This window comes from Roseomonas populi, assembly GCF_024594815.1.
Classification (GTDB): domain Bacteria; phylum Pseudomonadota; class Alphaproteobacteria; order Acetobacterales; family Acetobacteraceae; genus Roseomonas; species Roseomonas populi.
In genome coordinates, this window is the sequence record NZ_JANJOU010000012.1 from 69,359 (window position 1) to 89,595 (window position 20,237).

Sequence of the window (20,237 nt, forward strand, 5' to 3'; positions counted from 1 at the left end):
CCAGAGATAGCATCCGGGGCGCGAAGCGCCATGGCGGCCCCCGCGCTCTCGCCACCGGATGGTCACCATGTCCCGCGCCGCCCGCCTGCTTGAGCTGCTCCAGGCGCTGCGCCGGCGGCGGCGCCCCGTGACCGCCGCGGCGCTGGCGGAGGAGCTGGGCGTTTCCGCGCGCAGCATCTACCGCGACGTCGCCACCCTCCAGGCGCAGGGCGCGCGGATCGAGGGGGAGGCGGGGATCGGCTACGTGCTGCGCCCCGGCTTCTTCCTGCCGCCGCTCTCCTTCACGGAGGACGAGGTGGACGCGCTGATGCTCGGGCTGCGGCTGGTCGCGCGGCGGGGCGGCAGGGAGCTGGAGGCGGCGGCGGCGGGCGCGCTGGCGAAGATCGAGGCCGTGCTGCCGCCGGAGGCCGCGGAGGAGGCGGCCGCGAGCGGGCTGATGGCCGGCCCAGCGCGGGAGGCGCCGCACCTGGCGGTTCTGCGCCGGGCGATCGCGGCGGAGCAGCGGCTGCGGCTGGACTATATGGATGGGAAGGCGGCGCGGACGGATCGCGTGGTCTGGCCGGTCGGGATCGGCTTCTTCGAGACGGCCGAGGTTCTGGTGGCCTGGTGCGAGACGCGGCGGGACTTCCGCCACTTCCGCCTGGACCGGATCGCCGCCGCCGTGCCGGAGGGCGGGCGCTACCCCCGCCGCCGCCGCGCGCTGCTGGCGGCGTGGCGGGCGACGCAGGAGATGGAGGGCTCCTGACAGGAACTGTCGCGCCAGGGCGCGAGAAGGGGCGGGCAACACGGAGACCCCGCGCCATGCTCGACCTCAGCCTCACCATCCTCCTCGTGGACAGCCCGGAGGCGAGTGCCGCCTTCTACGCCGCGCTCCTCGGGCGCGAGCCGGTGGAGGCCTCGCCGACCTTCGCCCTCTTCGTCACGCCGGGCGGGCGGATCGCGCTCTGGTCGCGCCGCACGGTGGAGCCTGCGCCGGAGGCCGTGGCTGGCGCGGCGGAGCTGGCCTTCACTGTGGAGGATGTGGACGCCACCCACGCGGCGTGGGTGGCGCAGGGGCTACGGGTGCTGATGCCGCCGAGGGACCTGGATTTCGGCCGCAGCGCCGTGGCCCTGGACCCGGACGGGCACCGGCTGCGGGCCTACCGCCTGGCCGATGGGTAAGCTTCAGCGCGTGCCCCAGTCCGGCCGGTTGCCGGCGGGGGCGCGGAGCCAGAGCGCCACGTCCCGCGTCAGCCGGGCGAGCCAGGGCTTGGCTGGCGTCGGCGCTCGGGAGAGCAGGGCGGAGCGGATGGGGCAGGCTGGCATCGGCATGGCGTGGACTTCGAGTGCGGGCCTTCTCACGTATCTGTGAAAGCTGACGATTCCCTGACGGGGCTGGAGGGACAGGGCGGGGCGCCCCAGGCTGCACCCATGCGAATCGCCGCCATTGCCGATGCCCACGGAAACCGCCTCGCGCTGGAAGCGGTGCTGGAGGACATCCGCGCGGCGGCGCCGGACCTGGTGGTGAACCTTGGCGACCTCGTTTCCGGCCCCTTCGATCCGGCGGGCGCCGCGGAGGCGCAAATGGCGCTGGGCTGCCCGACGCTCGCGGGGAACCACGAGCGGCAGGTGCTGAGCGGCGGCGGGCCGTCCGACATCTTCGCGCGGGGGTGCCTGAGCGCCGCGCACCGGGACTGGATCACGGGGCTGCCGAAGACCCTCTCGCTGCTCGATGGGGCTGTCTTCGCCTGTCATGGCAGCCCCGCCGGGGGCGACCTGGACTACCTGCTGGAGGACGTCTCCTCCGGCCGCGCCGTGCTGGCGGCGGAGGACGCCATCGCGCCGAAGCTGGCGGGGATCGAGGAGGCGGGGCTGGTGCTCTGCGGGCACACGCATACCCAGCGCGCGGTGTGGGTGCGGGGCGTGCTGGTTGTGAACCCCGGCAGCGTCGGCTTCCCCGCCTATCGCGACACCGCGCCGGTGCCGCACGCGATGGAGGCGGGCAGCCCGCACGCGCGCTACGCCCTGCTGACGCGCGGCGCGGCGGGCTGGGCGGTGGAGCTGCGCGCCGTGCCCTATGACTGGGAGGGGGCGGCGCGGCAGGCGGAGGCGAACGGGCGGCCGGAGGCCGCGCACGCCGTGCGGACGGGGCGGGTGCTGGCGCGCGCGGGGGCGGGGTGACGGAAGGGGTGCCCTTCGGGGCGCCCCGCCGCTATTGCCGGGCGATGACCGACGAAGACCTTCTCGCCCTCGCGGCAGAACTTGCCGAGCGCGCCGCCCACGCCATCAACGCCATCCGCGCCGCCGGCTTCGCCGTGGAGCGCAAGACCGACGAATCCCCCGTGACGGAGGCGGACCGGGTGGCGGAGGCGCTGATCGTGGAGGGGCTGCGCGCGGCCACCCCGGACATCCCCGTGGTGGCGGAGGAGGAGGTGGCGGCGGGCCTCGTGACGGCGCTGGCGGACCGCTACTGGCTGGTGGACCCGCTGGACGGCACCCGGGAATTCGCGGCGGGGCGGGACAGCTTCACGGTCAATATCGGGTTGGTGCAGGGGGATCGGGCGCATCTCGGCGCCGTGGCGGTGCCGGCGAGCATGGAGATCTTCGGCGGGATCGTGCCGGCCGGGCTGGCCTGGAAGCGGGACGCGGCCGGGCAGCGGGCGATCCGGGCGCGGCGCATCCCGGAGGCGGGGGCGACGGTCCTGGCCTCCCGCCACTATTCCGACGACCCCCGGCTGGACCGGTTCCTGGACGGGCGGCGCGTCGCGGAGGTCCAGAAGATTGGCTCCGCCGTGAAGTTCTGCCGCCTGGCAGAGGGGGCGGGGGACCTCTACCCGCGCTTCGGGCGCACGATGGAGTGGGACACGGCCGCGCCCCAGGCGGTGCTGGAGGCGGCGGGCGGCCGCGTGGTGTCCTTCGAGGGGGCGCCGCTGCGCTACGGGAAGGCGGAATTCGAGAACCATGCCTTCCTGGCCCTGGGTGCGGCATGACCCTGTCTCTGCGCGCGGGAGAGGTGGCGCGGGCGGGGGAGCTGCTGCGCGCGGGGGAGCTGGTCGCCTTCCCGACGGAGACGGTTTACGGCCTGGGCGCCGATGCGCGGAACGGGCGGGCCGTGGCGGCGATCTACGCGGCCAAGGGGCGGCCGAGCTTCAACCCGCTGATCTCCCACTTCCCCGATGCGCAGGCGGCCTTCGCCGAGGTGGTGCCGGACGACCGGGCAAGGGCGCTGGCGGCGCGCTTCTGGCCGGGGCCGCTGACCCTGGTGCTGCCGCGCCGGGCGGAAAGCCGGATCGACCACCTGACGGGGGCGGGGCTGGATACGCTGGCGGTGCGGGTGCCCGCGCACCCGCTGGCGCTGGAGCTGCTGCGGGCGGCGGGGGTGCCCCTGGCCGCGCCATCGGCCAACCGTTCGGGCGGCGTGTCCCCGACGACGGCGGAGCACGTTCTGGCCGGGCTCTCCGGGCGGATCGCGGCGGTGCTGGATGGCGGGCCCTGCGCGGTGGGGGTGGAGAGCACGGTGCTGGACCTTTCCGGCCCCGCGCCGCTGCTGCTGCGGCCGGGCGGGCTGACGGTGGCGGCGCTGGAGGAGGTGCTCGGCCCCGTGGCGCGGCCCGAGGCGGCGGAGCCGGCGACGCTGCGATCCCCGGGGATGATGCTCTCCCACTACGCGCCGGGGCTGCCGGTGCGGCTGGGGGCACGGTCCGCGGCGGCGGATGAGGGGCTGCTGGCCTTCGGGGCGCCGCCGCCGGGGGCGGGGGCCGTGTGGAACCTCTCGGAGGCCGGGGATCCGACGGAGGCGGCGGCGCGGCTCTTCGCCGGATTGCGCTGGCTGGACGCGGAGGGGGCGCGGCTGGGGCTGCGGGGGATCGCGGCGATGCCGGTGCCGGAGGATGGGCTGGGGGAGGCGGTGAACGACCGCCTGCGGCGGGCGGCGGCGCCGCGCTGAAGGGGGCCGGCGGGCCGGCTTCGATACAGGCTGTATCCGCCCTTGACCCGGCCCCCCGGGGCGGCGTTTGGTCCCCCTGCCATGCCCGATACGATCCCGCCCCGAACCGCCATGCCCCACGAGGTCGCCCCCCTCGCCGAGCCGCTGATGGCGGCGCTGCGGGCCATCCTCGGCCCGCGCGGCATCATCACCGATCCCGCGGACCTGGAGCCGCACCTGTCGGACTGGCGCGGCCTCTATCGCGGCGCCTCCCCGGCGCTGATCCGGCCGGCCTCCACCGAGGAGCTCTCGGCGGCGCTGAAGCTGCTCTACGACGCGGACATCCCGGTGGTGCCGCAGGGCGGGAACACCTCCATGGTCGGCGGGGCCATGCCGGACGAGAGCGGGCGGCAGGTGATCCTGTCGCTGTCCCGCATGAACCGGATCCGCGACATCGACCCCGTGGACATGACGATGGTGGCCGAGGCGGGGGTGGTGCTGAAGACGGCGCAGGACGCGGCGGCGGGGGCGGGGTGCCTGTTCCCCCTCTCCCTCGGCGCCGAGGGCACGGCGACGATCGGCGGCGTGCTCTCCACCAATGCCGGGGGCAACACCACGGTCCGCTATGGCAATGCGCGGGAGCTGATGCTGGGGCTGGAGATCGTGCTGCCCGATGGCGGCGTGATCAACGGGCTGCGGCGGCTGCGGAAAGACAACACGGGTTACGCGCTGCGCCACCTGATGGTGGGGGCGGAGGGTTCGCTGGGGATCATCACGGCCGCGGTGCTGCGGCTGTTTCCACGCCCGCGGGCGGAGGCGATCGCCCTCTGCGCCGTGGAGAGCGAGGATGCCGCCCTCTCCCTGTTCCGCCGCTTCCGGGACCGGGACGAGACCGCGGTGCGGGCCTTCGAGTACATGTCCGGCACGGGGATGGACTTCGCCCTGAAGCACATCGAGGGGGCGACCCTGCCGCTCTCCGAGCGGGCCGACCACTACGTGCTGGTGGACCTTGCCTCCTCCCGCCCCGACGCCGACCTGCGCGGGCTGATGGAGGCGGTGCTGGAGGAGGCGCTGGACGCGGGCGAGGTGCTGGACGCGGCCCTGGCCGAGAGCGAGGCCCAGCGCCACGCCATCTGGCGCCTGCGCGAGGAGCACCCGGAGGCGCAGAAGCGGGAAGGGGCGAGCGTGAAGAACGACGTCTCCGTGCCCGTCTCCAAGGTGCCGGAGATGATCCGCCGCTGCAGCGATGCGCTGCGGGAACTGATCCCGGGCAGCCGCCCCGTGCCCTTCGGCCATATGGGCGACGGCAACATCCACATGAACCTGGAGCAGCCGGAGGGGATGGATCCCGCCGAGTTCCTGGCGCGATCCCACGACATTATGGACTGCGTGAACGCCATCGTGCGGGAGCTGGACGGCTCCTTCAGCGCGGAGCACGGCATCGGCCGGCTGAAGCCGGACATGCTGGCCGACTGGCGCGGGGGAGCGGAGCTGGGGGCGATGCTGCGGATCAAGGCGGCGCTGGACCCCAAGGGGCTTCTGAACCCCGGCAAGGTGCTGCCGGCCTGATGCGCATCGCCACGGCGTTCGGGGCGGCCAGCCTGGTCGCCCTTCTTCTTTCCGCCTGCGCGGAGCGGGCGCCGCGGCCCTGGACGGAGAGCACGCCGACCCGGACGCCGGAGCCGGGCGAGCGCCTGCCCGACCTGCCCGATGCCTTCCGCGCGGAGCTGCGCGGCGGGCACGCGCCCGGCTGCCCCCTGCGGGGCAACGCCGTCTATCTCGGGGATGGGCGTTTCCTGACGGCGGCGCATCTGGTGGATGGCATCGTGCCGCGCCTGCGCCACTGCGGGGGCACCCCCATCCCCACCACCGTGCGCTACGCCGGCCGTACCCTGGCCGTGCGGCCCCTGCGGGTGGGGGAGGGTTATCTGGAGCCCGGCGTGGGGCCCCTCTACAAGGGGGGGGAGGACCTGGCGCTGCTCCAGGCCTCAGCCAGCCCGCCCGGGCCCGCGGCGCGGCCCTGCGGGGCGGGGCCGGCGCCGGGGCAGGCCGTGCGGATCTCCTCCTCCTCCCAGCAGGGGCTGGCGAAGGCGGGGGCGATGGTGCCGGAGACCCGGAAGGCGGACGGCGCCTATGCCGACATCGCCCTGCCCATGGCCGAGGGGGAGTCCGGGGCGGGGGTCTTCGACCCGGATACGAACTGCCTGCTGGGCATCGTCAGCCACCGGCCGGATTCCACGCCCGACCACTCCCGCATCGTTCCCGCCAGCACCATCCGGACCTTCCTGGGGGCGGAGGGGGTGGCGGACCTGTCCGGCCCCAGCGGGAGCCCCAGTGGAGCCCCCAGGGGGCTCCGCCCCCTTGAACCCCCGCCAGGAGGCTGAGCCTCTTGGACCTGCATCGGGCTGCCGCTGCGCCGTCCTGACGCGATGTCCCCGTGGGGACTTCCCCTTTCCTGCCCTCGCGGTCGCCCCGGGACCTGGGTTCGGGGCGTGCCGTGAAGTAAATTATTTCAAGCAGATAGAAAAAGATGATGGTGAGGGGGGCGGGCGCCGCCCTTCGTCACATCAGGCCATTTGCCCCGGGATGGACGGATGGATAGTTTGCGCGCCCCATGAGCCGCGTCACGCGCTACATCTCGAAGCAGATCGCCCTTTCCCTCCTGGCCGTCACGGTCGGGCTGGCGGCGCTGATCTGGCTGACCCAGTCGCTCCGCTTCATCGAGCTGGTGCTGGACCGCGGCCTGTCCTTCGCCGTCTTCCTGGAACTGACGGGGCTGCTGCTGCCCTCCTTCTTCGCGGTGATCCTGCCCATCACGACCTTCGTGGTGACGCTCTTCACCTATGTCCGCCTCTCCTCGGACCGGGAGCTTGTGGTGATGCGGGCGGCCGGGCTGTCCGACTGGCGGCTGGCGCGGCCGGCCCTGCTCGTGGCCACCCTGGCGACCGTGGTGGGGCTGGTGCTGCAGACCTGGCTGGTGCCGATCTCCCACGCCGCCTTCCGGGAGTGGCAGTACGAGATCCGCAATCAGATGGCCGCCATCCTCGTGCAGGAGGGGGTGTTCAGCAGCGTCTCCAGTGACCTGACCGTCTATGCGCGGGCGAGGGAGCGGGACGGGACCCTGCGCGGCATCCTGATCCACGACATGCGTGAGCCCGGGGCGCCCGTGACCATCCTGGCGGAGCGCGGGGTGATCCTGCCGAGCAACAACGGGCCGCGCGTGATCCTGCTGAACGGCCAGCGCCAGCAGATGGAGCGGGCCGTGCCGCCGAATTCCCCGCCGGGAACCCCGGCGCAGCCACGCCTCACGGTCCTCGCCTTCGGGGAGAACAGCGTGGACCTGGCCCGCAGCAACCGGACCGAGGATTCCCGGAACCGCGACAGCCGGGAGCGCTTCGTGGGCGAGCTGCTGAACCCCAACCCCGAGGAGGGGCTGCAGGAGCGGGACATCCGCAAGTTCCGGGCGGAGGGGCATGGCCGCCTCGCCTCGCCCTTCACCGCCCTGTCCTTCGCGATGGTGGGGCTGGCGGCGGCGCTGGCCAGCGCCTTCCGGCGCCATGGCGGGGGCATGACCGCGATGGTGGCGGTGGGCGCGGTGGTGGGGCTGCTGGCCCTGGGGCTGGCCGTGGGGAACCTGGCCGCGCGAGACAACCGCTTCATCCCGCTGATCTGGATCCACGCGATCGGGCCGGGGCTGACGGCGGCCTGGGTGCTCTCCGGCGCGCCGGGCTGGCCGCGCCGCGCCCCGCCCATGCCCGCGGCCCGGCCGGCGGGAATCGTGCTGCCCCGAGGGGCCGCCGCGGAGTGACCTTTCCCTTCACCTTCGGGCTCTACGTCGCCCGCCGCTTCTTCGTCATGTGCCTCGTCATGCTGGCGGCGCTGACAGGGCTGGTGGCGCTGTTCGACTTCATCGAACTGCTGCGCCGCGCCGCCACGCGCGAGGTGGGCTTTGCGACCGTGGCCACCATCGCGGGGCTGCGCGTGCCCTTCGTGGCCACGCAGGTGCTGCCCTTCGCCATCCTGCTGGGGGGGATCCTGGCCTTCTGGCGCCTGGCCCGCTCCTCGGAGCTGGTGGTGGCGCGGGCGGCGGGGATCTCCGCCTGGGGCTTCCTGACGGGGCCGGTGATCGTGGCCACGCTGATCGGCGCGGGGGCCACGGCCGGCCTCTCCCCCCTTTCGGCCGCCATGCTGGCGCGGGCGGAGCGGCTGGACGCGGCGGTGCTGCGGAACCAGTCCGGCACCAGCGCGTTGGCGGGCGGGCGGCTCTGGCTGCGCCAGGCGGACCGGGAGCTGGATCCGCAGGGGGTGGCCATCCTCACCGGCCGGCCGGTGGCACCTGGCAGCGGCGGCGCGCCCGGGACCGGCGGAACGCCGGGCTTCTTCGGGCTGGAGGAGGTTTCGCTCTGGCGCATCTCCTCCGGGGACCGCTTCCTCGGGCGGGTGGAGGCGCCGCGGGCGGCACTGACGAACGGCGCCTGGGTGCTGGAGGATGCCATCGCCTTCGGGCCCGACCGGCAGGCCAGCCCCGCCCGCACGGTCCGCTTCCCCACGGAGCTGACGCCCGAGCGGATCGAGGACAGCTTCGCCAGCCCCGACACCCTCTCCTTCTGGGTGTTGCCGGACTTCATCGCCGTGCTGGAGAATTCGGGCTTCTCGGCGGTTCGGCACCGGCTGCAGTTCCATTCCTTGCTGGCCCTGCCCATGCTGGCGGTCGCCATGGCCCTTCTCTCCGCCGGATTCTCGATGCGCGAGGCCCGCAAGGGCGGCGTCGCCCAGATGCTGGGGGCGGGCGTGGCGGCGGGCTTCGCCCTGTTCCTGCTGGACCGCGTGACGGGCGAGTTCGGCGAGACGGGCACGCTGCCCGTGGTCCTGGCCGCCTGGGCGCCCGCCATGGCCGGCCTGATGTGCGCGGTCGCGCTGCTGCTTCACCTGGAGGACGGATGACCGACGTGACCGGAGGCAAGTGGGGCTCCCGGGGGCGGATGCCGGGCCGCGCGGTGTCCCGCCGCGCGCGGCTGCTCGGCGGCGTGGCGCTGGCGGCCACGCTCGTCATCCCGGCGGCCCTTCCCGTGCCCGCCGCGGCGCAGGGCGGGCCGATGGACATCCGGCCGGACCAGCTCGGTTCCGGGGTCGGGCCGGGCGGGGCGCGCGGCACCCCGTCCTCGCCCGCCGGCCCGGCGGCCCCCACCACGGCCGGCGTGCTGCGCGGCGGCGTGGCGCCGGTGGACCGCAGCGCGCCCGTGACCTTCACGGCCGACGAGGTGGAGTACGACCAGAACGAGAACCGGGTGACCGCCAGGGGCCATGTGGAGGCCTGGCAGAACGAGCGCATCCTGCGCGCCGACCGCTTCACCTACGACCGCGACACCGGCGTCTCCACCGCTGAGGGCAACGTGCAGCTGCTGGAAGCGGACGGGCAGGTCCTGTTCGCCGAGCGGGCGGAGCTGCAGGGCGGCATGCGGGACGCCATCGTGGAGGGGCTGCGCGGGCTCCTGGCGCAGAACGGCCGCCTGGCCGCCAACGGCGCCCGGCGCCGCACGCTGGAGGGCGGGGCGGTGGTGATGGACCTGTCCCGCGTCGTGTACTCCTCCTGCGATCTCTGCGAGGAGAACCCGATGGAGCCGCCGCTGTGGCAGCTCCGCTCCCGCCTGGCGACGCAGGACGGGGAGGCGCGGCGCATCCGTTTCCGCGACGCGACCGTGGACTTCAGCGGGGTGCCGGCCTTCTACACCCCCTACATGTCCATGCCGGACCCCTCCACGCCGCGGTCCTCGGGCTTCCTCTCGCCCTCCTTCGGGCAGACGAAGTACCTCGGCGGCTTCCTGGAGACGCCCTACTACTGGGCGATCAACGATTCGAGCGACCTGACCGTAACCCCGGTGGTGACCACGAACACCGCGCCCTTCGCGCACGGCGTGTACCGGCAGCGCTTCAACTTCGGCGAGGTGAACATCGCGGCCTCCGCCGCCTATCTGGAGGAGCGGGGCAACAGCCCGGAGAAGGGGCTTGGCGGCAGCATCTTCTCCCGCGGGAACTTCACGATCGACGAGAACTGGAACGCCGGCTTCAGCATCAACCGGGCCTCCAGCCAGACCTACCTGCGCTCCTTCCGGCTACCCTCCCCGGCGGTGCTGGCGAGCACCGCCTATGCTGAAGGGTACTGGGGCTACAACAGCTACGCCCGGATCAACGCCCTGGCCTTCCAGGGCCTGCGCGAGACGGACGACGTGGGGCGCACGCCCTTCGTGCTGCCGAACCTGTACTACGAGCACGTGTTCGGGCGGGATTCGCTGGGCGGCACGCTGGTGGCGGACGCCACCGCCTTCTCGATCTACCGCAGCGAGGGCACGCGGACCCGCCGGGCCGGCACGCGGCTGCGCTACGAGCTGCCGCGCACGGACGGGCTGGGCGCGCAGTGGACCTTCCGCATGCAGGCGGACGGGCTGGGCTACAACGCCGACAAGCTGGACCAGGTGCCGAACTTCAGCGATGTCAGCAGCGTGACGACGGCCACCGGCAACATCCGCGTGGCGCTGGACTGGCGGCTGCCCCTGGTGCGCTCCGCCGGGAGCCTGGGCAGCCAGCTCATCGAGCCGCGGGTGCAGCTGGTGACGGGGCCGAATACCGGGCGACAGACGCGGATCCCGAACGAGGAGAGCCTGGACTTCGAGTTCACGGACACGAACCTCTTCTCCCTCAACCGCTTCAACGGGCGGGACCGGCAGGAGGGTGGGACGCGGGTGGACGCGGCGATGCGGGGCGCCTGGTTCTTCCCCAATGGCGGCTCGCTGGAAGGCCTCGCCGGGCGGTCCTTCCGGGCCTCGGACGAGGCGCTGTTCACGGAGAATTCCGGGCTGGAGAAGCGCGCCTCGGACTGGGTGGGGCGGGTCACGGTCGCCCCCACCCCCTGGCTCGACCTGACCGCCCGCGGGCGCTTCGACGGGGACACGGGGGACCGGCGGATGATCGACACCGCCGCGGGCTTCGGGCTGGACCCGATCGGCCTGCCGCGCACGCGGCTGACCACGGGCTACATCTACCACATCCCCAACCCCCTCCAGTCGCCCTCCCGCTACACGCGCGAGGTCTATGCGGGGGCGAGCACGCGGTTCGGCAAGTACTGGCGCGCCAGCGCCTTCGGGCGCTACGACCTGGAGCTGGACCGCGGCGTCTCCTACGGCACGAGCGCGGCCTACGAGGATGAGTGCTTCATCCTCGAGGGGCGCTTCTTCCGTTCCCTGGCGGAGAACGCGGTCACGGGCACCACCTATCCCGGTGCCACCACCCTGATCTTCCGCATCTCGCTGAAGACGGTGGGCGACTTCTCGGCCCGGGCCCTGTGAGCCCTGCGCTGTGAATGCCCTCAAGGGATGCCTTCAGGGCGCCCACAGAAACGAAATGCCACGCCGTGCGCCCACCGGGTCGCTTCAAACCCCGGGCTGCATGGTCTAGGAACCCGGCCATGCGACGTTTCCCCCGTCTCCGCCCGGCCTCTGCCGGTCTCGTCATGGCGCTGCCCGCCCTTCTCCTCGCGGGCGGCGCGGCCCTGGCCCAGCCCTCGGCCCGGCAGCCCGCGCCCCGCCCGGGGAGCGCCGCGGCGCCCGCCCCCACGCCCGCGGAGACGAACCGGATCGTCGCCGTGGTGAACGGCGACGTGGTGACGGAGGCCGAGGTGCGGTCCCGCGCCCGGCTCTTCGCGCTGAACGTGGGGCTGCAGCCCGCGCCGGACCTGACGGCCCGGATCCGGCCGCAGATCCTGCGCCAGATCATCGAGGAGCGGCTGCGGCTGCAGGACATCCGCCGCCGCCGCATCCCCGTGGGCGACGACGAGGTGGCCGAGGCGATCGGCGACATCGAGAAGCGCAACGGCCTGCCGCCCGGGGGCCTGCGGGCCCAGCTGCGCGAGGCAGGGATCGAGCCGCGGGTGCTGTACGACCAGCTCCGGTCCCAGCTGGGCTGGGGCCGGCTGATCCGCGGGATGCTGGGCCCGAACGCCGAGCCCTCGCCGGAGGCGGTGCAGGAGGCGGTGGCGGCCCATGCCGCGCGGGTGGGCCAGCCGGAGTACCAGGTGTCCGAGATCTTCGTGCCCGTGGAGAACCCTTCCTCCGCCGGGGAGACGAAGCGCTTCGTGGACGACGTGATCACCCGGCTGCGCCAGGGCCTGCCCTTCGCGCTGGCCGCCACCCAGTTCAGCCAGAGCCAGACGGCGCTGCAGGGCGGCGACCTCGGCTGGATCAGCGCGAACCAGCTGGACCCGGAGGTGGCCGCGGTGGTGCAGCGCATGCCGCCCGGCGCCGTCTCCAACGCCGTGGAGGTGCCGGGGGGCTACCAGATCGTCCAGCTCCGCGCCAAGCGCGAGACGGGGCGCGAGAACGCGACGATGGTGACGCTGCGCCAGGCCTTCCTGCCCTTCTCCACGCCGCTGGATCCCCAGAACCCGACGGAGCAGCAGCGGGCGGTGCTGACGCGCGCCCAGGCGATCAAGGGCGGCTGCGACGCGGTGGAGGCGGCGAACCGCGCCGCCGGCAACGTGCGCCCGGCCGATCCGGGCGGGGAGGTGCGGCTGGAGACGCTGGGCCCGCCGGCGCTGCGGCAGCTGGTGGCGGGCCTGGCGCCCGGGCGGACGAGCCAGCCCATCGTGACGCCGGACGGGATCCTGGTGATCGCCGTCTGCGCGAAGGAGACGAAGAACCTCGCCACCTTCACGCCCGAGATGGCGAAGCAGCAGATCATGCGCGACCGGGCGGAGAATCTTTCCCGCCAGCAGAGCCGCGACCTGCGCCGCCGCGCGACGATCGAGATGCGCGGCTGAGCCGGGAGGCCGGGGGCGTGGATCCGGCAGGCCCCGGCGGGCCGGGCGCGGGCCCGGCCGGGCTGCCCTCCCTCTCCGAGACGATCCACCGCCACGGGCTGGCCGCGCGCAAGGCGCTGGGCCAGCACTTCCTGCTGGACGAGGCGCTGTGCGGCCGGATCGCGCGGCTGGCGGGGGATCTCTCCGGCCGGCAGGTACTGGAGGTGGGGCCGGGGCCGGGCGGGCTGACGCGGGCCCTGCTGGCGAACGGGGCCGATCATGTCCACGCCGTGGAGCTGGATTCCCGGGCCATCGCGGCGCTGGCGGAGCTGGAAGCGGCCTATCCCGGCCGGCTGACCGTGACCGAGGCGGACGCGCTGGGGGTGGACCCGGTGGCGATGATGCCGGCGCCCCGGCGGATCGTGGCGAACCTGCCCTACAATGTCGGGTCGCCCCTGCTGATCGGCTGGCTGGCGAAGGCGGACGCCTTCGAGAGCATGACGCTAATGTTCCAGCAGGAGGTGGCGGAGCGGATCGTGGCCGCGCCCGACACCTCCGCCTATGGCCGACTGGCCGTGGCGGCCCAGTGGCGCTGCGAGGCGCAGATGGTGCTGCGCCTGCCCCCCGGGGCCTTCAGCCCGCCGCCGAAGGTGTGGTCTGCCGTGGTGCACCTGGTGCCCCGCGCCGTGCAGCCGGATTCCGTCCTGGCGCGGGCGATGGAGCGGGTGACGGCGGCGGCCTTCGGGCAGCGGCGGAAGATGCTGCGGGGATCGTTGAAGTCCCTGGGCGAGGCGGAGGCGCTGCTGGCGGCCGCGGGGATCGAGCCGACGCGGCGGGCGGAGACGCTCTCCGTCGCGGAGTTCGAGGCGCTGGCGCGGGCGATGCTGGCGCGGGACGGCGGCAAGGCTTCGTCCTGAGCCTCGGCTGATGGTCTGTCCCGGGGAGAGGAAGAAGGAATTCTTCCTCTCCCCGGACCCCTCTCCATCATCTTCTTCTATCGGTTGGTCTGGGCTTCGCTGATGGTGCGCCTCGGCTCGTGGAGCCGAGGCGACTGCAAGGGCAGGACGGGACCCGATCTTCGGCGCAACGCCTCAAGTCAGTCCCGCGGCAGCCCGATGCAGGTCCAGGGTTGGATCGATAGGTCCAACCAGTCCCCTTGCTCCGGACAGTTCAGAATCGGAGCACCGCTTCAGCGCGGCCTGAGGGCGCGTTCCGCCATCCCCGTCACCGCCTCGAAGGTCAGGCGGTTGAGCGTGCCGCTCAGGCGGGCGGCGTTCGGGCTGGCCCCGATTTCCGCGCGGATGGAGCCGTTGGCAACAGCGCGGCGCAGGGCTTCTGGGGGCAGGCCCTCGGCCAGGGCCTGGGCCATGGCCTCGCGGTAGGCGGGTTCGGCGGTGGCCAGCTCGGCGTCGATGGCGGCCTGGACTTCGGCGGCCTCGGGCGCGTCGCCGCCCGCCGCGGCGCCGAGGGCGAGGCGGCGCAGGTCGGGCAGGGTGGCGCGGTAGCAGGCAATGTAGTCGCGGGCCAGGTCCAGCTCGGCGGGACCGGCGCCGGCCAGGGGGAGCGCGGCGAGGAGGAGGGCAAGGCGGCGTCGGCGCATCGGGGGGTGATGCGCGACGCCGGCCGGATTGGCTAGGCGGCCGCGGCGAGGCTACCGAAACGGGCGGCGAAGGCCTCGCGCTCGGCGGGGGTCATGTGCAGGCCGCGCTTGGTGCGGCGCCACAGCACGTCGTCCGGCTGGGTCACCCACTCGCGGGCGCGCATCCACTCGAGTTCGCGGGCGGTGATCCCGCCGCCGAGGTCGCCCCCCATGGCCTCGATGGAGGTGGCGCCGTCGATCATGCGCTCGAGCATGCCGCCATGGGTGCGGATCAGGCGGTCCAGCAGGGGGCGGGGCAGCCAGGGATGGGCGCGGGCCATGCTCTCCGTGAAGGCAGCGCGGGTCAGGCCGCCGAGGTCGCCGCCGGGCAGGCTGGCCCCGCCGGTCCAGGAGGGGGCGGTGCGGCCCAGGGCCTGGCCGATCTGCTGCACCGCGTCCTCGGCCAGCTTGCGGTAGGTGGTGATCTTGCCACCGAGGACGGAGAGCAGCGGCGCGCCGGCGCGGTCCATCTGCAGCGTGTAGTCCCGCGTGACGGCGGAGGGGTTGTCCGAGCCGTCGTCATGCAGCGGCCGCACGCCGGAATAGGTCCAGGCGATCGCCTCCGGGGTCACGGGCGCGCGGAACTGGCGGGAGACGGCCTTGCAGAGATAGGCGGCCTCCTCCGGCGTGCAGTGGGGGCGGCCCATGGCGGGGTCGTGCGGCACGTCGGTGGTGCCGATGAGGGAGTAGCGCTCCTCGTAGGGGATGACGAAGACGACGCGGCGGTCGTCGTTCTGCAGGATGTAGGCCTGGGGGCCGTCATAGAGGGCGGGGACGACGATGTGGCTGCCGCGGACGAGGCGCACGCGCCCCCGCAGGGCGGTGCCGGTCTCCTGCTGCGTGGGCATGACCCAGGGGCCGGCGGCATTGGCGATGGCGCGGGCGCGCACGACCCGCTCCGCGCCGTCCTGGCCGCGCAGGGTGCAGGTCCAGGCGTCCGGGGCGCGGCTGGCGCGCAGGAACTCGGTGTGAGTGAGCACGGTGGCGCCGCGGTCCGCGGCGTCCCGCGCGTTGAGCAGGACGAGGCGGCTGTCCTCCACCCAGCAGTCCGAGTAGGCGAAGCCGCGGGAGAATTCGGGCTGCTTCAGCGGCTCGCCCTGGGGCAGGGCGTCGAGGTTCAGCGCCTCGCTGGCGGGCAGGGACTTCCGGCGGGCCAGGTTGTCGTAGAGGAAGAGGCCGGCGCGGATCATCCAGCGCGGGCGCATCTCCGGCCGGTGGGGCAGGACGAAGCGCATGGGCCAGATGATGTGGGGCGCGATGCCCATCAGCACCTCGCGCTCCGCGAGGGCTTCGCGCACCAGGCGGAACTCGTAGGTCTCGAGGTAGCGGATGCCGCCGTGGATCAGCTTGGAGGAGGAGGAGGAGGTGGCCTCCGCGATGTCGTTCTTCTCCACCAGCATCACGGAGAGGCCGCGGCCCACGGCGTCGCGCGCGATGCCGCAGCCGTTCACGCCGCCGCCGATGACGAGGAGATCGACGCTTTCGTTCGTATCCATTCTAGAGGAGCCTTGCGCGCACGCGGGTCACGACGACTTCCGCGACGAGGACAACGGCTAGGATGGCGAGGAGGATCGTCGCCACCTGGTCCCATTGGAAGAAGTTGATCGCGTCCTCCAGCACCACGCCGATGCCGCCGGCCCCGACGAGGCCGAGCACGGCGGATTCACGGACGTTGATGTCCCAGCGGAAGAGGGCGACGCCCCAGAAGGCCGGGCGGACCTGCGGCCAGACGGCCTTCAGCATCTCCGCCCCCCAGGGGGCGCCGGCGGCGCGGAGCGCCTCGCGCGGGCCGGGGTTCATCTCCTCCAGCGCTTCCGCCAGCAGCTTGCCGACGAAGCCGATGGAGCGGAAGGCGATGGCGAAGACGCCGGCGGCAGGCCCCGGGCCGAAGACGGCGACGAAGATCAGCGCCCAGACAAGGGAATTGACGGAGCGGGAGGCAACCAGCAGCACCTGCGCCAGGAAGTTCAGCGCCTTGATCCGGCAGATGTTCCGCGCGGCCATGAGGGCCAGCGGGATGGCGAGGACGAAGCCGAAGACCGTGCCGAGGGAGGCGATGTGCAGCGTCTCCATCAGCGCGGCGTGCACGGTCTTCGGATAGGCGGCGAGGTCGGGCGGCCACATCCGCACCAGCAGGTCCGCCATCTGCTCCGGCGCGTCGGCCAGGAATTCCGGGATGATCTCGATCGTCTGCACCGCCCAGACCACGGCGGCGACGATGATCAGGAAGGCCAGCCAGCGGGTCAGGCGCTCGGCAGGGGTGTGGCGGATCCACTCGCGCCGGAGCGGGGCGAGGGTGTCATGAGTCGTGGCGCTCATCGCATGGCGGCCCGGATGCGGCCGGAGATCAGCTCGGCCAGAAGGATGAGGGCGATGATGGCGATCAGGATCGCCGAGACGAAGTCGTAGTCGAAGCGCTTGAAGGCGGCGAAGAGCGTGCCGCCGATGCCGCCCGCGCCGACGATGCCGACCAGCGTGGAGTTCCGCAGGTTGCTGTCCAGCTGATACAGGCTGAAGCCGACGAAGCGGGAGGCCACCTGCGGCAGCACGGCGTAGAGCAGCACGGCCAGCGTTCCCGCGCCGGTGGCGCGCACGGCCTCCACCTGCTTCATGGAGATCTCCTCCACCGCTTCCGCGAAGAGCTTGGAGACGAAGCCGACGGAGGCGATGACGAGGGCGAAGACGCCCGCGAGTGCGCCGAAGCCGACCGCCTTCACGAAGAGGATGGCGACGATCACGTAGTGCAGGCTGCGGCAGACCGCGATGAAGGCGCGGACGGGGCCGGAGAGCCACCAGGGCGCGATGTTGCGCGCCGCCATGAGGCCGACGGGAAGGGAGAGGACAAGGCCGATCACCGTGGCGAGCACGGCGATCTGGATGCTCTCCAGCAGGCCTTCGACCAGCAGCTCCCAGCGCTCGAAGTTGGGCGGGACCATGCGCGCCAGGAAGCGCGCGCCCTCGCCCAGCCCGGTGACGAGGCGGCCGAGGCCGAGATCGAGCTGGGAGGCGGCGTAGATCAGGTAGGCGACGACCAGCAGGCCGAAGATCCGCATGCCCCAGTCGGGCGCGAAGGCGGCCCGGCGTGCGGGGGCGGGGAGGGTGGCGTCGCTCACAGCCAGTCCTCACCGCCGTAGATCTGGCTGAGGTGGCTGTCCTGCAGGTCCTCGGGCTTGCCGTCGAAGATGATGCTGCCGCCGGACATGCCGACGATGCGGCGGGCGTAGCGCTTGGCGAGGGCCACGTTGTGGATGTTGATGATGACGGGCACGCCCTCCGCCGCGGCGAGGCGCGTCAGCATCTCCAGCACCTCCACCGAGGTGCGGGGATCGAGGGAGGAGGTGGGCTCGTCCGCCAGCAGCAGGTCGGGGCGCTGCATCAGGGCGCGGGCGATGCCGACGCGCTGGCGCTGGCCGCCGGAGAGGGCATCGGCGCGGCGCGTGGCGTGCTCGGGCAGGCCCACCGCGTCGAGCAGCTGGAAGGCGCGCTCGATGTCGGCTTCCGGGTACTTCCGCAGCCAGGCGCGCCAGAGCGGGACATAGCCCAGGCGGCCGGACAGCACGTTCTCCATCACGGAGAGGCGTTCCACGAGGTTGTACTCCTGGAACACCATTCCGATCCGCCGGCGGGCGAGGCGCAGGGCCCGCCCGCTCAGCTTCGCCATGTCGACGTCGCCCCCGACACCGCCCTTCAGACGAATCTCGCCACGGGTGGGCTCGACGAGGCGGTTGATGCAGCGGAGGAGCGTGGACTTGCCGGTGCCGGAGGGGCCGATGATGGCCGTGATCCCCTCCGCCCCGATGGACAGGTCCAGGCTCCGCAGCACCGGCTTGCCGGCCGTGTATTCCTTGGTGAGACCGCGGATGTCGAGGGCAGCGCTCACGGGCGGGCCCCGCCCTGAGCACCAGAAGCTTGGGGCACGTTGTGCACGCCGCCGCTCTGGGTCTGCGGGGCGCGCTGCGCGTTGCGGCGGGCCTCAGCCTCCAGTTCCTTGCGGCTCTCCTCGTCGAAGGCGGCGCGGCTATAGGGGGCGTTCACGGCATCGGCCACGGCGCGCACGGGCGCCCACTGCTCCGCGTAGGTGGCGGGCCAGAAGCGGTCATTGCCGCCGAGGTCGCGCGCCATGGCCTCCGGGAAGCGGTAGCTCATGAAGCACTCGCGGATCTTCGCCTGCAACTCGGGCTTCAGGTCGTGCGAATAGGCGAAGGAGGAGGTGGGGAAGGGGTCGCTCTCCCAGATGACGCGGAAGTTCTCGCCCTTCACCTGGCCGCGCGCGACCATGCGGGAGTAGACGTCGGAGGCCACCGGCGCGGCATCGTAGTCGCCGGCGTTCACGCCCATCACGCTGCGGTCATGCCCGCCGGAATAGACCACGCGGTAATCCGTGTCCGGCGTCAGGCCCAGGCCGGGGAAGAAGGCGCGCGGGGCGAGGTTGCCGGAGTTGGAGGTGGCGGAGGTATGCGCCACGCGCCGGCCCTTCAGGTCCGCCATGGTGCGGATGTTGCTGTCGGCGCGCACGAGCATCACCACGCGGTAGCTCTCGAAGCCCTCCGGCCCGCCCTTGATGGCGAAAGGCAAGGCGCCCGCGAGGTTCACGGCGAAGGCGGTGGGGCCGGTGGAGAAGCCGGCGATATGGAGGCGGCCGGAGCGCATGGCCTCCACCTGGGCCGCGTTGCTGGTGACCTGGAAGTAGACGGTGCGCTTGCCCGTGCAGCGCGTCAGGTGATCGACGAAGGGGCGGAACTGGTTGGCGTAGAGGGCGGGGTCCTCCACCGGGGTATAGGCGAAGACGAGGGTGGAGGGGTCGCGCTGGCGGGACGCTTCCGGCGCGTCGGCGACGAGGTCGCGGTTGGTGTCGCAGTAGCCCTCGTCGAGCTGGCCGCGGAAGCAGCCGCCCGGGTTGGCGGTGGGGGCCTGCGCGGTGGGGGCCTGGGCGGCGGCGGGCAGGGCCGCGAGGGCGAGCAGCCCCGCGGCGAGGGCCAGGGGCCCCGCGGGGATCGTGGCCAGAAGCAGGTGTCTCATGCGGCGTTCTCCTCCATTCCGTTGCCTCGCGCGGCGAGCAGCGCGCTGGCGAATTCCGCGAAGCCGCGCCCGCCCGGGGCGCGGGTGACATAGGCCGGCGCGGCGGCGATCCCCGGCAGGTGGGGCAGCACGTTCGCCACCCCGACCGAGAAGGGGATAGCCGCGAACATCGGGGCGTCGTTCGGGCTGTCGCCGAGGAAGGCGACCTCCCCGATCACGCTCTCCAGCGGGGCAAAGCGGGCGGTGAAGAGGGATTCCACCCCCGCGCGCTTGTCCCAGGCACCGAACCAGGCGTTGACATGAATGGAGGAGACCTTGGCCTGCGCGCCGCCCGCCTCGAACACCGCGGCGATGCGGGCGGCCTGGTCCAGGGGCAGGGGGCCGGCATCCTCGGCGAAGTCCACGGCGGCGTCGAAGAGGCGGAAGGGCTGGTCCGCCGCCATGCGCGTGCCGGGGACGGCTTCCATGGCCTGCGCGGCCAGTTCCATCAGGCGATCGCGGTTGGCGAGGCGGGCGGCGTCGTCCTGCGCGTGCCAACGGATCATGCGGCGGTTGGCGCGATCCTCGGCGTACCAGAGGGCGCCGTTCTCCCCCACCACGGCGGAGACGGGCCACTGGCGGGCGATGGCGTCACACCAGCCGGCGGGGCGGCCGGTGACGGGGATGACGTGCAGGCCGGCCTCCGCCAGCGACTCCATGGCGGCGTAGGCCAGTGCGGGCAGGCGGCCTTCCTCGGTGAGGGTGTCGTCGATATCCGTCAGCACGTAGCGCAGCGCGGTCAGGCGCGCGCTGGGCGCCTGCTGCAGGGGCTGCGGGATGGGCTGCCGGGCTGGGGCCTGGGCCAAGAAGCGTCCTCCAATTGGTGTGGAGGATGCCAAGTGAGA

The 20,237-nt window shown here is 73.2% G+C and carries 20 protein-coding genes; 12 read left to right on the forward strand and 8 right to left on the reverse strand.

What is annotated here, in order from left to right; translation table 11 throughout:
* Positions 1–67: 67 nt before the first annotated feature.
* Together NRP21_RS15330 and NRP21_RS15335 are read left to right on the forward strand one after the other, a co-directional pair.
* The gene (locus tag NRP21_RS15330; protein WP_257717095.1) at positions 68–745 is read left to right on the forward strand and encodes a helix-turn-helix transcriptional regulator; all 678 of its coding nucleotides are present in this window, start codon (positions 68–70) and stop codon (positions 743–745) included.
* 56 nt (positions 746–801) lie between these two features.
* On the forward strand, positions 802–1,161 hold the full coding sequence (locus NRP21_RS15335; protein WP_257717096.1) for a VOC family protein: 360 nt from the start codon (positions 802–804) through the stop codon (positions 1,159–1,161).
* Positions 1,162–1,164: 3 nt separating this feature from the next.
* Here NRP21_RS15335 and NRP21_RS15340 read toward each other — a convergent pair whose 3' ends face one another.
* Positions 1,165–1,311 (reverse strand): hypothetical protein, encoded by a 147-nt coding sequence (locus tag NRP21_RS15340; protein WP_257717097.1) that lies wholly within the window; start codon positions 1,309–1,311, stop codon positions 1,165–1,167.
* Positions 1,312–1,410: 99 nt separating this feature from the next.
* Between NRP21_RS15340 and NRP21_RS15345 the strand changes: the two genes are divergently transcribed.
* The 10 genes from NRP21_RS15345 (at position 1,411) to rsmA (ending at position 13,612) form a co-directional block, all read left to right on the forward strand.
* Positions 1,411–2,160, forward strand: coding sequence for a metallophosphoesterase family protein (locus tag NRP21_RS15345; RefSeq protein WP_257717098.1), 750 nt, complete (start codon positions 1,411–1,413; stop codon positions 2,158–2,160).
* 44 nt (positions 2,161–2,204) lie between these two features.
* On the forward strand, positions 2,205–2,969 hold the full coding sequence (gene cysQ, locus NRP21_RS15350; protein WP_257717099.1) for a 3'(2'),5'-bisphosphate nucleotidase CysQ: 765 nt from the start codon (positions 2,205–2,207) through the stop codon (positions 2,967–2,969).
* Positions 2,966–3,925, forward strand: a complete 960-nt coding sequence (locus NRP21_RS15355; protein ID WP_257717100.1) for an L-threonylcarbamoyladenylate synthase — start codon at positions 2,966–2,968, stop codon at positions 3,923–3,925. The genes cysQ and NRP21_RS15355 overlap by 4 nt, the downstream gene beginning before the upstream one ends.
* Before the next feature lie 81 nt (positions 3,926–4,006).
* On the forward strand, positions 4,007–5,473 hold the full coding sequence (locus NRP21_RS15360) for an FAD-binding oxidoreductase (RefSeq protein ID WP_408639633.1): 1,467 nt from the start codon (positions 4,007–4,009) through the stop codon (positions 5,471–5,473).
* On the forward strand, positions 5,473–6,288 hold the full coding sequence (locus NRP21_RS15365) for a serine protease (protein WP_257717101.1): 816 nt from the start codon (positions 5,473–5,475) through the stop codon (positions 6,286–6,288). The genes NRP21_RS15360 and NRP21_RS15365 overlap by 1 nt, the downstream gene beginning before the upstream one ends.
* Before the next feature lie 230 nt (positions 6,289–6,518).
* A complete protein-coding gene (gene lptF / locus NRP21_RS15370) occupies positions 6,519–7,712 on the forward strand; it encodes an LPS export ABC transporter permease LptF (RefSeq protein WP_257717102.1) in 1,194 nt (397 codons plus the stop codon).
* Complete coding sequence (gene lptG / locus NRP21_RS15375) at positions 7,709–8,848, forward strand: LPS export ABC transporter permease LptG (protein WP_308219901.1); 1,140 nt, start codon at positions 7,709–7,711, stop codon at positions 8,846–8,848. Before lptF ends, lptG begins: the two co-directional genes overlap by 4 nt.
* Positions 8,845–11,247 carry an LPS-assembly protein LptD gene (locus NRP21_RS15380; protein WP_257717103.1) on the forward strand — a complete coding sequence of 801 codons (2,403 nt, stop codon included), beginning with the start codon at positions 8,845–8,847 and terminating at the stop codon, positions 11,245–11,247. The genes lptG and NRP21_RS15380 overlap by 4 nt, the downstream gene beginning before the upstream one ends.
* A 119-nt stretch (positions 11,248–11,366) precedes the next feature.
* A complete protein-coding gene (locus NRP21_RS15385; RefSeq protein WP_257717104.1) occupies positions 11,367–12,716 on the forward strand; it encodes a peptidylprolyl isomerase in 1,350 nt (449 codons plus the stop codon).
* A gap of 17 nt (positions 12,717–12,733) precedes the next feature.
* A complete protein-coding gene (gene rsmA, locus NRP21_RS15390) occupies positions 12,734–13,612 on the forward strand; it encodes a 16S rRNA (adenine(1518)-N(6)/adenine(1519)-N(6))-dimethyltransferase RsmA (protein ID WP_257717105.1) in 879 nt (292 codons plus the stop codon).
* Positions 13,613–13,884: 272 nt separating this feature from the next.
* Here the strand turns inward: rsmA and NRP21_RS15395 are convergent, their stop codons facing one another.
* Genes NRP21_RS15395 through NRP21_RS15425 form a run of 7 tightly spaced genes read right to left on the reverse strand, consistent with a single transcriptional unit; the run spans position 13,885 to position 20,198 of the window.
* Complete coding sequence (locus tag NRP21_RS15395; protein WP_257717106.1) at positions 13,885–14,295, reverse strand: hypothetical protein; 411 nt, start codon at positions 14,293–14,295, stop codon at positions 13,885–13,887.
* Positions 14,296–14,327: 32 nt separating this feature from the next.
* Positions 14,328–15,830 carry a glycerol-3-phosphate dehydrogenase gene (gene glpD / locus NRP21_RS15400; RefSeq protein WP_257717107.1) on the reverse strand — a complete coding sequence of 501 codons (1,503 nt, stop codon included), beginning with the start codon at positions 15,828–15,830 and terminating at the stop codon, positions 14,328–14,330.
* A gap of 1 nt (position 15,831) precedes the next feature.
* On the reverse strand, positions 15,832–16,653 hold the full coding sequence (gene phnE, locus NRP21_RS15405; RefSeq protein ID WP_257717108.1) for a phosphonate ABC transporter, permease protein PhnE: 822 nt from the start codon (positions 16,651–16,653) through the stop codon (positions 15,832–15,834).
* The gene (phnE, locus tag NRP21_RS15410) at positions 16,650–17,447 is read right to left on the reverse strand and encodes a phosphonate ABC transporter, permease protein PhnE (protein WP_257717109.1); all 798 of its coding nucleotides are present in this window, start codon (positions 17,445–17,447) and stop codon (positions 16,650–16,652) included. The genes phnE (NRP21_RS15405) and phnE (NRP21_RS15410) overlap by 4 nt, the downstream gene beginning before the upstream one ends.
* Positions 17,444–18,214, reverse strand: coding sequence for a phosphonate ABC transporter ATP-binding protein (phnC, locus tag NRP21_RS15415; RefSeq protein ID WP_257717110.1), 771 nt, complete (start codon positions 18,212–18,214; stop codon positions 17,444–17,446). The genes phnE (NRP21_RS15410) and phnC overlap by 4 nt, the downstream gene beginning before the upstream one ends.
* On the reverse strand, positions 18,211–19,353 hold the full coding sequence (gene phnD, locus NRP21_RS15420) for a phosphate/phosphite/phosphonate ABC transporter substrate-binding protein (protein WP_257717111.1): 1,143 nt from the start codon (positions 19,351–19,353) through the stop codon (positions 18,211–18,213). Before phnD ends, phnC begins: the two co-directional genes overlap by 4 nt.
* Positions 19,350–20,198, reverse strand: coding sequence for an HAD-IIB family hydrolase (locus NRP21_RS15425; RefSeq protein WP_257717112.1), 849 nt, complete (start codon positions 20,196–20,198; stop codon positions 19,350–19,352). The genes phnD and NRP21_RS15425 overlap by 4 nt, the downstream gene beginning before the upstream one ends.
* Positions 20,199–20,237 lie beyond the last annotated feature (39 nt).

What these genes read in the sequence shown, in the direction of transcription:
- phnE (WP_257717108.1), bottom strand. Translation starts at nt 16,653, where the DNA reads ATGAGCGCCACGACTCATGACACCCTCGCCCCGCTCCGGCGCGAGTGG.
- NRP21_RS15395 (WP_257717106.1), bottom strand. Translation starts at nt 14,295, where the DNA reads ATGCGCCGACGCCGCCTTGCCCTCCTCCTCGCCGCGCTCCCCCTGGCC.
- NRP21_RS15385 (WP_257717104.1), top strand. Translation starts at nt 11,367, where the DNA reads ATGCGACGTTTCCCCCGTCTCCGCCCGGCCTCTGCCGGTCTCGTCATG.
- NRP21_RS15380 (WP_257717103.1), top strand. Translation starts at nt 8,845, where the DNA reads ATGACCGACGTGACCGGAGGCAAGTGGGGCTCCCGGGGGCGGATGCCG.
- NRP21_RS15335 (WP_257717096.1), top strand. Translation starts at nt 802, where the DNA reads ATGCTCGACCTCAGCCTCACCATCCTCCTCGTGGACAGCCCGGAGGCG.
- NRP21_RS15360 (WP_408639633.1), top strand. Translation starts at nt 4,007, where the DNA reads ATGCCCGATACGATCCCGCCCCGAACCGCCATGCCCCACGAGGTCGCC.
- phnD (WP_257717111.1), bottom strand. Translation starts at nt 19,353, where the DNA reads ATGAGACACCTGCTTCTGGCCACGATCCCCGCGGGGCCCCTGGCCCTC.
- lptF (WP_257717102.1), top strand. Translation starts at nt 6,519, where the DNA reads ATGAGCCGCGTCACGCGCTACATCTCGAAGCAGATCGCCCTTTCCCTC.
- cysQ (WP_257717099.1), top strand. Translation starts at nt 2,205, where the DNA reads ATGACCGACGAAGACCTTCTCGCCCTCGCGGCAGAACTTGCCGAGCGC.
- NRP21_RS15340 (WP_257717097.1), bottom strand. Translation starts at nt 1,311, where the DNA reads ATGCCGATGCCAGCCTGCCCCATCCGCTCCGCCCTGCTCTCCCGAGCG.
- NRP21_RS15330 (WP_257717095.1), top strand. Translation starts at nt 68, where the DNA reads ATGTCCCGCGCCGCCCGCCTGCTTGAGCTGCTCCAGGCGCTGCGCCGG.
- glpD (WP_257717107.1), bottom strand. Translation starts at nt 15,830, where the DNA reads ATGGATACGAACGAAAGCGTCGATCTCCTCGTCATCGGCGGCGGCGTG.
- NRP21_RS15355 (WP_257717100.1), top strand. Translation starts at nt 2,966, where the DNA reads ATGACCCTGTCTCTGCGCGCGGGAGAGGTGGCGCGGGCGGGGGAGCTG.
- NRP21_RS15365 (WP_257717101.1), top strand. Translation starts at nt 5,473, where the DNA reads ATGCGCATCGCCACGGCGTTCGGGGCGGCCAGCCTGGTCGCCCTTCTT.
- NRP21_RS15345 (WP_257717098.1), top strand. Translation starts at nt 1,411, where the DNA reads ATGCGAATCGCCGCCATTGCCGATGCCCACGGAAACCGCCTCGCGCTG.